Below are 12,312 nucleotides of genomic sequence, written 5' to 3' on the forward strand. Positions count from 1 at the left end.
AGGTCGTGAAGGGCGGACCTCAGCCCGCTGACTCACGACGCTGGTTGGGGAGCCCGTGCAGTCGGGTGCGCACCACCAGGTCGTGCAGGGCGTCCACGGCTGCCGGATCTACGCGCTCGGGCAACACCGAGATGTCCCGGGCCGTCTCCAGCTCGGCGCGCAGCCGCGACACGTCGGTAGCAAGCCACCCTGCAACGCCCGCGGGGAGCGGGCCATGCTCGGCCTCCCGTTTGGCGGCAATGAGATCCGGCACGTACGCCAACCTCGTTCCGAGCACGCCAAGGTTCGTCTCTACGCGGCCGGTCCGCATCAGGTGGATCCCGGTGAGCAGGACCCGCAGCGTGTACAGCGCAGGCTTGAGCTGCCCGGTTTTGGCGTACAACTTCTCCTGGGTGGCCGCGAATCCGAGGTAGTGGTGCGCATGGTGACGGGTGACCAGCCGCGGGGCCAAGGAAATGAGTTCGGCGTGCACCGCAGTGGTCACGACCACCAGCGGCGACAGCAGCTGCTCCAGAACGTACCCGTTGCGGCTGGTCAACAGCTTGACGAACTTCAGCAGATCGTGGCTGACCACGTCCAACTCGACACCGTCGCGCACGCCCATGTGCTGCAACGTCTGCGGACCGGTGCGCAACCCGACAACCTCCTCAGCCGGGAGCAGGTGCACGGCCCGCAGATCCAGGTCGGAGTCGATGGACGCGAATCCGTACAGATGCGCACCGCTGACGGTGGCGAACAGCAGCGGACGAGGCAGGGCGCAGGCTGCCTCGGCGGCCCACGGCGGCACCTCGGTGGTCACTACAGGTTCCTTTCCCGCACGGCCGCGAGCAGCCGATCCACGTCAATCCGATCGGGCTGATCGGGCAGCGTGGTGGCGGCGGTCGCGTCGGCGAGCTCAACAAGTAGGTCCGCCGTCCACGCGGCAACCTCATCCCAGGGCAACTCGCCGCGCCGCACCGCGAGCAGCCGGTCACGCAGGTGACGAACGTCGACCAGCACCTCCCCGGTACGCAGCACATGCGCCCCGGCGACCAGCAGCCGGATCAAATGCATGGCCTGCTTGTGATTCGTCTCGCCGGTCCGCTCGCGGCGGGCCGCCACTCGGTTGAGCTGATCCCGGGCGTAGTTGCCATAGGTCTCAGCCACCCGCCTCGACAGGAACGCCTGCCGTGCCGCCAGCAACCATTCCCCGTCGACGGTGATCGACTCAACCAGCGGGGACCAGAGCACCTCCAGGACTGTCGGGTTGCCCTGCAGGGCCAGGACGCAGAAGCGTTCGAACTCCCAGGAGAACTGCTCCACCGCCGGACCGTCGAGGTGAGTGGGCGGCTTGTCGAGATGCCAGAACGCCCGTGTGGGCGCCACATACACACCACGCCGGTCGTAGTCGGAGTCCCGGTCATGCAGCCCGTACGCCCGCGACCCGACCACAACGGCGAGAACCGTATGCCGCTCGACAAGCTCGATCACGCCCGGGACGCTACCCAATCACCGCCCTGCACGCGTCACCCTTTCAAGCACTCCGCGTCCGCGAGGTTCGGCTCCGATGCTGACGTCGTTTCACGTCGGCGGCCGCAGCAAGGCCGACATCGACGCCGGTGGGGTACTACCCGGCTTCGACGGCACCATCGTGCGCGACGGCTACGCCGCCTACCAGCATCTGAGCGACGCCGAGCACGCCTGGTGCGGCGCCCACCTGATCCGTGACCTACGCGGCGTCCACGAGCAGGACCCGGCCGGGCAGGCATGGGCGGAGGTAATGGCCGACACGCTGCTGATGGCCAAGACGATGACCGAGCAGGCCGTCGCGGCTGGCCGGGAAGCGTTGACCGACGCGGAGATCAGCCGCGTCCGGGCCTGCTACGCCGGCGCGATCGCCTACGGCCGTCAGCAGAACCCACCCGATCGTCAGGGCGAGGTGTCGAAGGCCGGCAAGCTGGTCGAGCGCTTCCACACCCATCGCGGCATGATTCTGCGGTTCGTCGTCGACCTGGCCGTGCCGTTCACGAACAACCAGGCCGAACGTGATCTTCGCCCGGTCAAGCTTCAACAGAAGATCGGCTCTTGTGACGTTCTCGTGGGTGGGTTGATGCTCTGATCAACAAGGCACGCCGTGTCGCGTCTAGGTTTCTGAGCTGCGAAGACACAGAAATCTGAAGATCGGAACACGGCGTGCGTTTGACCAGGGTATTGCATCGACAGGCAGGGTTCGAGCGGGCGGTCGTCGAGGACGCTCGGCTGGAGGAGGACGGCGACGGTGAGGTCCTGGTGATCTCCGCCCGGCCGCGTAAGGGCGCTGCTCGCCGGTGTGGGCGCTGCCAGGTCCGGGCGCCCTGGTACGACCGCGGCTGGGGACGGCGGCGGTGGCGGCATCTGGACTTCGGCACGCTGCGGGTAGTGATCGAGACGGCCGTGCCCAGGGTCGACTGTCCGACGCACGGGCCGACGGTGATCGCGGTGCCGTGGGCGCGTCACAACACCAGGTTCACGGCCGCGTTCGAGGACACCGCGGCGTGGCTGGCCGCGCGTACGTCGGCGTCGGCGGTGACCGGTCTGCTGCGTATCGCCTGGCGCAGCGTGGTCGCGATCGTGGGCAGGGTCGTCGACGCGGCCCTGGCCGGTGTCGACCGGCTTACCGGGCTCAAACGAATCGGGATCGATGAGGTCGCCTACCGCAAGGGCCAGCGGTACCTGACCCTGGTCGTGGACCACGACACGGGCCGCCTCGTCTGGGCCGCCGACGTACGGGACAAGGCCACCGTGCACAGGTTCTTCGACGAACTGGGCGTTGACCGGGCCGCGCAGTTGACGCACGTGTCGGCTGACGCGGCCGGGTGGATCGACGATGTCGTGACCGAGCGGGCGCCACGGGCGCTGCGCTGCCTGGACCCGTATCACCTGGTCGCGTGGGTCACCGACGCCTTGGACGAGGTGCGCCGTGACCTGTGGAACCGGCTACGCGGCGGCAAGGGCGGGCGCACCCATGCCTCCGCGACGCTCAAGGACGCCCGGTGGGCGGTATGGAAGAACCCCGAGAACCTGACCGACAAGCAGAAAGCGACCCTCGCGTCGATCCAGGCCACGAACCGGCCGCTGTATAGGGCGTATCTGCTCAAGGAACAATTCCGGGAGGTGATCGCGGTCAAGGGCGAACCCGGCCGGCTGCTGCTGCAGGGCTGGCTGCACTGGGCCAGCCGATCGAAGCTGACCCCGTTCGTGAAACTCTCCCGCACGATCCGCCGTCACCTGCCCGCGATCCACAACATGCTCGACAGCGGACTGTCCAACGCCCGCATCGAAGCCAACAACATGCACCTACGGGTGTTGACCCGCCAGGCATACGGGTACCGCAGCGCCACAGCGCTGATCACCATGGCCAACCTCCGACGAGGCGGCCTCTGCCCACCACTCCCCGGACGATCATGAAACCCGACCCACGAGAACGTCAGTAGACCCAGAAGATCTCCGGCACCTGGCGCACGCTGCAAGGACTCGCCGACTTCGCCGCCGTCCGGTCCTACCTGTCCACCGCCGCGAAACACGGCCAGGACGCCCTCGACGTACTCAAACAGCTGTTCACCACCGGCCCGTGGATCCCCGCTGCTCTCTCAAGCTGAATACGTACGACCCCGCGCAGCGGCTTCAGCGGCTGAACCCGCCAAAGCATCCGGGTCCTGCGGGCCCGCCGTTCGACCAGCCGGGGGCCGGTGGGCGGGCGGCACGGACGGTCAATCGCCGTGCATAGATTGTCAATGACAGCGGATTCCGCGGAGGGCACGATCTATTTGACGCCCGATCGGTGTCAATTTCTTCGACAGAAGGAGGTTCAGTCATGCCGACGACGAAGCGCGTGCTCGCCAGCGCCGTGGCCGGAATCGCGCTGGCCACCGGAGCGGTCGCCACGCCCGCTGCAGCCGACGTTCACGCCATGGCAGGATGCACTCCCTATAGCGTCCGGCTGGCGTTCGCGGACGGTACGCCCTGGCACTCCAGCTACTACGGCAGCTCGCCGGTGCTCTACCGCAGCGGCGGCGCCTGGAATCTCACGCACAAGTGCAAGAACGATCACCTCAACGTCTGGTACCGCAACGTTGCCGGCGAGTACGCATGGGATAACTACCTCGCTTGACAGCCGGCCTGGCCGGAGGCGGGCCACCTCCGATGAAAGGGATGTCCCGCCTCCGGTTACACCGTTCGCCGCCCCGACACAGATCCGACAATCACCGCCATGCTCTCCGTCACCGCCGAACGTTAGACGGGGCCGTTATTCGTACACTCCCGGGCCCAGTGCCAGGGCGCAGGGCGCATCCAGCGGCGTGCCGGTGGTCGCCGGGCGTTCTGCCGTAGGTGGCATGGAAGAGGCGCGTGAAGTGGGCGGCGCTGGTGAATCCCCACTGGTGGGCGATGGCGTGGATGGGGCGGTGGCGGTGGCGGGGGTCGGCGAGGTCGTGGCGGCAGCGTTCTAGCCGCTGTTGGCGTATGAACGCGGCGACGGTCAGGCCCTGTTGTTGGAAGATGGTGTGCAGGTGACGGGTGGAGACGGCGTGCGCTGCGGCGATGGTGCCGGGTGTGAGGCCGGGGTCGCGGAGTCGTTGTTGGATAAAGTCGTGGATTCGCGTTTGTAGCGCCTGCCGGTGTGTCTCGGGTGGCAGGACGCTTGTGGCTTCGAGTTCGTGGGCGTAGGTGGCGGCGATCAGGTCCAGGGTGATGGTCCCGAGGCGGGCGGCGTCCGCCGCCGTCCAACTGACAGCGTTGCTCTGTAGCCCGATGAGGTGGCGCCTTAGTAGAGCGGTGAGGCCGCGCCGTGCTGGTAGGGGCGTGGCGTTGAGCGGTTCGAGGACCTGTGCTCGGAGGGCAATCAGCTTCTTCGGGATCAGGACGACCATGCAGCTGACATCGGGACCGCGTGTGGTTGCCGTCCAGGAGTGGAAGGGCCGCGAGGGGTCATAGAGGATCAGGGCCCGGGAATCGACGCTGCTCTCGCGGCCGGCCTGGGAGACTCCGATCTGTCCGCGTAGGGGAAGTACGAGCTGGTGCACGCCGGGGTCGGATTGCCGGATCAATTTCGGGGTTCGGAACACCTCGAGTGGGTTGTAGTTGAGGGTGGAGACCTTGATGGGACCGAGGTCGAGCATACGCATCGAGCCTTGGAAGTTCTCCGGATCATGAGTGCGCATCCGTGTCGAGTAGTAAGTGTCGGTGCTGAACTCGTTCCAGCTCGACCACCGGTCGGCTGTAGGGAGATCGTCGGTGCTGAACCTGCTTTCGCGCACAGCTCGCCTCCGCTGGTCGTAAAAGGGTGTATCGGTCTCCCACCACTGGGTCGCGAAACTCTGGCGCGATCACGGACTGAAACCCCACCGGTCCGGCACCTTCACACTTAGCAGGGATCACCGGTTCGCCGACAAGGTCGGTGACCTCGTCGGCCTGTATCTGGAATCGCCCGGCGGTGCGGTCGTCCTGAGTATCGAGAGAACACCCAGAGCCAAGCCCTGGACCGGACCCAGCCGCTGCTGCCCCCGAGTTCGACGCCACCGAGCAACGCATCCACGACTACGTCCGGCACGGCACCACGAACCTTTTCGCCGCGCGTAACGTCGCCAGCGGCGAAGTCACCGCCGAATGCCGCCCGACCGCAACGTGGCAGCGCTCCTAGCCTTTTCTGCGCAAGGCCGTCGCCATACGTCGGAAACGGAAAACCCACGTGGTGCTCGACAACTTATCCACCCACACCACCCCCGACGTCCTCGCCAGGCTCGTCGCCAACCCCAACGTGCAGTTCCACTTCACCCCGACCGGATCCAGCTGGATCAACCAGATCGAGATCTGGTTCGGGATCACCACCAGCCAAGCCATCCGCCGCGGCACCTTCGCCTCGGTTCAGGTCCTCATCAGCTCCATCCGCGACTACACCACGAGCTGGAACACCAACCCCCGGCCCTTTCAATGGACCGCCACCCCCAACGAAATCCCCGCCAAAGTCCAACTCGTCCAACGCAACATCAAGAAACTCGTCGTGAACAACACCAAATAACACCGTCTTCTACACCACGACGAGAACCTGATCTTCCACGGAGGAGTAGCGCTAAGTCAGGGACGACGCCCGATCGGGAAGAAATCGTCCCGACCGGGCGTCCGACGATCTGGATCATCCCGCCCGGAGGTTCATCGCATCTGCCCGCTGCACTCGAATGGCCCGCCGTTATGCGTGGCGTCGAAGCACACCTGGAATCTCCAACCAAGACCCCGGCCGTACATCGAGGTCCAGCCGGTCGCACCCCCGTTGAGGTAGGCTGATGAGAACTGGTCGTAGACGCCGTTGACGTTTTTCAAGAACCGCTGCAGGACGACCTTTCTGCCAGTCTGGATTCCCGGGTCGACTGTCATCCGACCCCAAACGGAGTTGCAAGTATTTGAAAAGAGCATGGTGACCCGACTGCTGTTGACAGTAAAGTCGGCTCCAACTAGCGCGCCGAACCCGCACCCCATGATCTCCGGGCTGCGTCCCAAGCAGCTGTCCTCGTAACAGCCAGCGCCATAGATCCGCTGAGCGTTGGTTTGATTGCAGTCCCAGATCTGCAGGGTCTGTCCGCTCGAAAAGTTGCTGCTTGGGACATCGACGCAGTATCGGTTGTCACTATGCGTGACTAGGCCGAAAGCGTGGTCGTACTGGAAACCCTCGTACCAGCGTTGGGACGCGGACCCGTTGCAGTTGTTGACTTTGAGGGTTGCTCCGGCGGCCCGATCGCCGTCGAAGTCGAGGCAGAGCCAACGGTTGAATGCGGGGTGTAGGTAGAAACCACCCTGGTCGGCTGCCTCCTGCGCCCAGACCTGGGTCGGCTCGTTGCTGGAAGCCCACAGGTGAACGGGCGTTCCATGTCCACCCCCGTACCGCACATCCAGGCGCAGGTTCGTCGGTATACCTCCGGCGAACAGCGCACGCCGGCTCCAGTCTGATGGGATTGTCGGATCCCATTTGGCTGCGGAGGCGGGGGACGCCATCACCGTCAGGCCGGTGATGACCGTGGTGACCACGAGCGTGAGCACCGCCACGCCTCTTCGGAAGGTTTTGAGCACGACTCTCTCTCCTGTGGTTGACTGATCAGCAGACATAAAATTTGTGGAGAACTTGACACTGGCTCGGTAATCACCGGAATGGTCAAATATGGGTCGCCGATGCTGACCGGTCGAGTTGCTGGCGAGGTGGACACCAGTCCGCAGGACCGGAAACTCGGCCGGTAACGATCATCGCCGTCGAGATGGCGAGGGCGCGTGTATCCGGTGCACGCGCTGTCTTTTCTCATGCGTACGACTCTGTCGGTGAATGGGGCGCCGGTGGATGGGTCAGCAGACGTAGAAGGTGAACGGCGCCTGGGTGGGTGGGTCGGTGACGATCGGGATGGTCAGGTAGCCGCCGCCGACCGTCAGTGGTTGGCTACCGTTCGCGGGGCCGACATAGGTGCCGGTCGGTATGCCGCAGGCGGGGTAGAACTGACGCAACGCGCTGCCCTCGGCTCTGTTCTCCGGAGCCGGGATCATCTTCAGCCTCGTCGAGCTGGGTGAATTTTCGCCCTCGATAAAGTCCCATGCGGCGGCGAGCTCGCTGGAGTAGAAGGGATATTCGTCGCACTGGTACCCGGTGGGCACGCGCGGCTTCGGGCAGGTGCTCTGAACATATGGCGCGAGGTCCATCCACGACCGCGTCGGCAGCACCTTCTTCATTTCCTTATTCTCAACAAAGTTGAGGTGGACCCAGGGCGGGTTGGCGACGAGCGCCTCCAGGTCGTTCATGGCGGCACCGGCCGCGTCTCCGGTCGTGGGGAAAATCAGGGGAAGGTCTATGCACGGGTCGCCGACGACTCCGCCGTGGGCGCTGAGTTGTAGGCACGTCTCGGCGGCGCGGAGCGCCTGGGCGTCATCGACCAGCCATCGCCCGCCCTCCGGCGTACGCGTGGCGACGTAGTCGAGGATCCGCTGCTTCACGGTCGCCGCCGTGCTCACCCCGTTCAGTTGCTTGTTGACGATCGCCGCGAGCTGCTGGTGTCCTTCGGCGGTGGGATGGAAGCTGCCCCTGCCCGGCACCTCCTGGCCGCTGCCCGGCGAGGCGGTGGCGATAACGCCGTTGCTCCACTCGACGGTCATGAAGGAGCACGCCCAGTGGGCCACGCCCTCCCGCCAGGTCTGGGTCGAGTTGAGGAACCGGATTTTCACGCCGTCCTGCCGTACCTTCTCGACGGTGTTGGCGATGGCGATGTTGAGCAGGTCACCGAGGGTGTTGAGGAAGTGCAGGGAGGTTTTTTCGATGCCGAGGCAGCCGCTCGACGCGGGCTTGTCGGGGAAGAGTTGCGGGTATCCGAGGACGAGGATCTGGGCGTTGGGTGCCTTGGCGGCGACGGCGCGGTAGGTCGCCTCAAGATGTTGCCGTAGCCAGTCCCGGATGACCTTCTTCTCGTAGACCCTCAGTGCTTCAGGATCGACCCTGCCGTTGCCTCGGGTGAGCTTGTGCAGCGGCGAGTAGCAGGAGTCCTGGGAGGCGATGCAGCTACGCATGACCTCGGCGAACCGGGCGTCGTTTCCGCCGATGGTGAGCGTCACGAGGGTGGTGTCGACGTCGAGCCAGCCCTGGTCGACCTGGATGAGCTCGCCGCTGTTCTGCGACTTCCGTCCCCAGGTACCACCGACGTCACCCCACACCGTGTGCCCCGCGACATCGCTGGGTTCCGGCGGGTCGTTGGCGGCGTCGAGACTGACCTCCGGTGAGATCGCGCCGGAGCAGGCGATGAAGCCGAACGAGGCCGTGCCCTCGGCGGCCTGTTGCGCGATCGTCTTGGTGTGGCCGGGCAGCTTCACCTGCATGGGGTAGGCCCCCGTCCGAGAGCGGTGGCAGTCGTTCACGTCGCCGTTGGAACGCTTGTAGTCACTGTTGGTGAAGTACGGTGCGACGCCCTCACCGGACGAGTAGGAGTCACCCATTGCCACGTAGTTGGCCAACGGCTTCGTGGTAGGGACGAAAGCGACTGCGTCGAAGGCCACCGCGTCCTCACCGTCACCGTCGACGGTCTCGGTGCTCAGCCGCACCCGCGCGTCGCCGGCGAGCGGGAACACCCCGAGGTCGACCCAGGTGAGTGCCTGGACCGCCTGATTCACGACACGGTGACGGGTCTGCCCGTTCCCAAGGTCGATGACATAGTCGGCCTGCCGGGTCCACGCACCCTGCTGCGGCAGGTGGACCATGACCCGGGTCCAGCCGTGGATCGGCTGGCTGAGTGCCCAGGTACCGGAGATTTTCTGCTTGCCGTCGCGCATGTCCCGGTGCCGGGTGTGCGCCATCCAGAAGTGACCGCCGAAGCCGCTACCCAGCTGGTGGAAGTCCACCTTCGAGGGAAACAACCCTGCGGTGTCCATCGCGAAGTTCAGCGTGAAGGTGCCGGCCTGGGGACCCGTACCGGGACAGTTGGGGCGGATGGCGGGGACATCGGCCGGGACGTCGTCGATGACCAGCGCGCCGGTGGGTAGACCGTCGCGGGTGCACCGTGGCGGGTAGGAGGTGCCGTCCTCCTGGTAGACGTATCCCTCGTCGAACCGGATGAACTCGTAGCCGCAGGTTTCGAGGCAGTTTGGCTTCCAGCTGACCGCCTTGTTGTACCAGCACTTGAGGTCGAACTGGCCGGCGGCGTTGCGATGGGCGCACGGCCCCGGCGGTTGCTCTTCGAGGTCGGGCGCGGTCGGTTCGTGCTGCGCGCCGGGCTCGCAGTTGTTGGTGGCATCGCAGAACAGGTTCACCGGCGGCTTGACCCCGCGTCGGTTCACCGAGCCGCCGACGGGCCCGCCGTTCCATTGCGCCGGGCGGAACTGCGCGACGAGGACGTTCGGGGCCTCCAGCACCTCGTTGGGGCGAGCCGCGAAGCCCAGCACCTTTTCCTGGTAGGGCCATCGCTGTGGGTTGGAGGCGTCGGCCGCGGTCGAGTCCATGAACGGCAGCCGGTTCGCCGGGTAGATCGGGTTCGCCGGGTTGTTGCTCCACCCCACGCCCCAGGCACCGTTGTTCTGGGCCGCCGTGCTCTGCGGGTGGAACCCCGAGTTGTACGCCCACAACGCGAAGAACCAGTTCTCCAGAAAATGTGCCTGGCCGCCGTGAATGGTCAGACCGGCGCGCCGGGTCTCGTTCCACTTCTCCTGAACGATGGTCATCCCGGCGGCGATGTTGGCGGCGAAGTCGAGCGCGACGGCGCGCTGCGTCTGGTACGGCAGGGCGGGCCCGTCGCTGGGTCGTTCCCGACCGGCCAGCCGCATGCGGTCGGTGACCTGCATGACCCCGTACCCGCAGTCGGCACCGGAGAAGTCCACGTCCCAGTCGTTTCCGGCGTCGTCGTCGTAGACCTGGCGGCCGTAGAAGTTGCCGATCAGCGGATTGCCGGTGACGCCGGGCGCGGTGTTGCTGGACGCCTGCCAGGTGTTCGACTCCTGGGCGGCGATCCCCAGCAGTATCTGCGCGGGTACGGCGCCGCCGCCGTCGAGCGGCACCGGTGGGAACAGACCCTGCGGCGTGTAGGCGGGCATGCCGAGGTTCTTCCAGTTCGCCGGCCGCGCGACATTGAGTGCGTTCATCACCGCCTGGTTCGCCGCCCACTCCACCTGACGTGGCTTCGGCTGGAGCGCCTGGTTCCGTGGATCGTTGCGCGGTACCGCGCAGGTCCGCTCTTCCTCCACCGGGTTGCTCGTGGACCCGACCGCCGTGGTCATGGCTGGCTTGCGCGCGTTGGCCGGTGTTCGTGGGTCCAGTGACGGGTGCGCGTCCCGCCCGGCACGCCCGGACCGGTCGGTGCCGGGATTCACGGTGAAGGCGGCCTGTTTGCCGGTGGTGGTGAAGGACATGGTCAACCCGACCGCACGGGCCACTGAACTGTCGCCGCCGCCATCGGCTGTCCAGGAGTTGGCGACGATGGTCGCCTCGCCGAGGGTGGACACCTCGGCGCCCTTCGGTACGGGCAGTAGCCGTACCGGGCCTGCGGGACCGGCGTTGGCGGGACGCCGTGCCGCACCGGTGACGAACGTCCGCCCACCGGCTCCCGGGGCCAGGTCGATCTCCGTGAGTCTTCCCCTCGCGACGGTGTGCAGTGGTCCTGCGGGACGGCGCTGACCGGCCCTGGCACGGGTCACCGTGGTTGCGTCCACCCGCCGGACCGAAGCGGTGTCGCCCTCGCGTTCGAGGAAGGACACGCCCCCGTCCGAACCCGCGACCAGCCGAAACGGCACCCCGCTCGTGCCGACGACCGCGACCCGCCTGCCCGTGCCGTCGATGCGGACGAGCCGGTTGGCGTCGACCGCGACGATCTGCCCGTTGGCCAACGGAACCGCAGAGGTCACCTGACCGTCCAGGGTCAACGGCGCGGCAGTCCTCCCACTGGCCGCGTCCACCCGGATCAGCCGCGTCCGGGTGGCCGTGTCCCCGGGCAGGTCGGCCGTACGAGCCTGGGTCAGCACGGCGCTCTCGTCGACCCCGCAGGCCGGGCTGAAGTAGGCCAGCGACGACAGTACGGGCAGCTTCACGACCGCCCCCGTGGTCAGGTCGACCACCGCCGTGAACGCCCCCCGGTCGAACAGCGCCGCCTCGTTGGTGAAGGTGCGTGGCGCGTACACCACGACGAGACGCCGGCCGGAGCCGGTGACGCACGCGTTCCCGATCCAGCGGTCGGTGTCGAAGCCCGGCTCGGACAGGGTCGCCGCCGTCCGCCAGCGGTAGCCCTTCCGCGCGTCGGCCACCAGCACGTGCAGTCCATCCGCGTCTCCCGAGGTGGCCCAGGCCCGGTCGTTCGATGACCGCCACGCCGGTCCCAGGAGTGCGGCGCGCTTGCCCGCGGCCACCTCCGAAGGATCCGCCGCCACGGCCGCCGGGGTGCTGCCGGGCGCCGCCGGTGGCGGTGCCTTCGGATCCGCGTTCGCGGGAGCGGCCCCGGTCCAGGCGGTAGACAGCAGGACGACCGCTGCCGTCGCCGCCCCCAACATCCGGCGCCAGCCGGCGCCGCGCGCCACCATGCCCCGGGCTGCCAACGGCCTACGCCCCATACGGATCCCTCCCCCGAGAGTGGTCCCCGATCGGACGACGGGCGTCCTGCCCAACCCGTCAGGGGATCAGAGAGATCGTCACGAGCTGGGCTGGGCGCTGGGAAGGGCTCGCCGCTGTTCCGAACAGGACAACCCTGTCCGGGCTGGTCAAGACATCGCTCGGACAGGAACCCGAACAGGCGGGACGGTCGCCGAACAACCGCCCCGGTCCAAAGATCCCGCGCCTGGTGGATCACGTTCGGATGC

At 66.8% G+C, this 12,312-nt stretch carries 9 protein-coding genes and 1 pseudogene; 5 read left to right on the plus strand and 5 right to left on the minus strand.

Translation table 11 applies throughout. The annotated features are described in order from the left end of the window. Positions 1–19: 19 nt before the first annotated feature. Complete coding sequence (locus OG811_RS31780; protein WP_406071021.1) at positions 20–799, minus strand: DNA polymerase beta superfamily protein; 780 nt, start codon at positions 797–799, stop codon at positions 20–22. Next, entirely contained in the window at positions 799–1,470 is a 672-nt protein-coding gene (locus OG811_RS31785; RefSeq protein ID WP_406071022.1) for a DNA polymerase beta superfamily protein, read from the minus strand. The genes OG811_RS31780 and OG811_RS31785 overlap by 1 nt, the downstream gene beginning before the upstream one ends. A 76-nt stretch (positions 1,471–1,546) precedes the next feature. Here OG811_RS31785 and OG811_RS31790 point away from each other — a divergent pair, with 76 nt between their 5' ends. From OG811_RS31790 to OG811_RS31805, 4 genes and pseudogenes are all read left to right on the plus strand, one after another. Beyond that, entirely contained in the window at positions 1,547–2,098 is a 552-nt protein-coding gene (locus OG811_RS31790; RefSeq protein ID WP_406071024.1) for a transposase, read from the plus strand. 74 nt (positions 2,099–2,172) lie between these two features. Next, positions 2,173–3,426, plus strand: coding sequence for an ISL3 family transposase (locus tag OG811_RS31795; protein WP_406071025.1), 1,254 nt, complete (start codon positions 2,173–2,175; stop codon positions 3,424–3,426). A 41-nt stretch (positions 3,427–3,467) separates the two neighbouring features. Then, positions 3,468–3,617, plus strand: a pseudogene (locus OG811_RS31800) (IS66 family transposase); the annotation flags it as partial. A gap of 215 nt (positions 3,618–3,832) precedes the next feature. Continuing rightward, on the plus strand, positions 3,833–4,129 hold the full coding sequence (locus tag OG811_RS31805) for a hypothetical protein (RefSeq protein WP_406071027.1): 297 nt from the start codon (positions 3,833–3,835) through the stop codon (positions 4,127–4,129). Positions 4,130–4,238: 109 nt separating this feature from the next. Here the strand turns inward: OG811_RS31805 and OG811_RS31810 are convergent, their stop codons facing one another. Next, on the minus strand, positions 4,239–5,273 hold the full coding sequence (locus tag OG811_RS31810; protein ID WP_406071028.1) for a helix-turn-helix domain-containing protein: 1,035 nt from the start codon (positions 5,271–5,273) through the stop codon (positions 4,239–4,241). Between the two features lie 431 nt (positions 5,274–5,704). On the opposite strand from OG811_RS31810, the gene OG811_RS31815 reads away from it, so the two are divergent. Further along, entirely contained in the window at positions 5,705–6,034 is a 330-nt protein-coding gene (locus tag OG811_RS31815) for a transposase (protein WP_406071029.1), read from the plus strand. Between the two features lie 131 nt (positions 6,035–6,165). Here the strand turns inward: OG811_RS31815 and OG811_RS31820 are convergent, their stop codons facing one another. Together OG811_RS31820 and OG811_RS31825 are read right to left on the minus strand one after the other, a co-directional pair. Then, positions 6,166–7,077, minus strand: coding sequence for an RICIN domain-containing protein (locus OG811_RS31820; RefSeq protein ID WP_406071031.1), 912 nt, complete (start codon positions 7,075–7,077; stop codon positions 6,166–6,168). 267 nt (positions 7,078–7,344) lie between these two features. Next, entirely contained in the window at positions 7,345–12,066 is a 4,722-nt protein-coding gene (locus OG811_RS31825; protein ID WP_406071033.1) for a hypothetical protein, read from the minus strand. Positions 12,067–12,312 lie beyond the last annotated feature (246 nt).

The organism is Micromonospora sp. NBC_01638 (assembly GCF_045209745.1).
In the GTDB taxonomy this organism is placed as follows: Bacteria; Actinomycetota; Actinomycetes; order Mycobacteriales; family Micromonosporaceae; genus Micromonospora.

Excerpts from the sequence above, each read along its gene's own strand:
- OG811_RS31825 (WP_406071033.1), bottom strand. The coding sequence starts at position 12,066 with ATGGGGCGTAGGCCGTTGGCAGCCCGGGGCATGGTGGCGCGCGGCGCC.
- OG811_RS31790 (WP_406071024.1), top strand. The coding sequence starts at position 1,547 with ATGCTGACGTCGTTTCACGTCGGCGGCCGCAGCAAGGCCGACATCGAC.
- OG811_RS31805 (WP_406071027.1), top strand. The coding sequence starts at position 3,833 with ATGCCGACGACGAAGCGCGTGCTCGCCAGCGCCGTGGCCGGAATCGCG.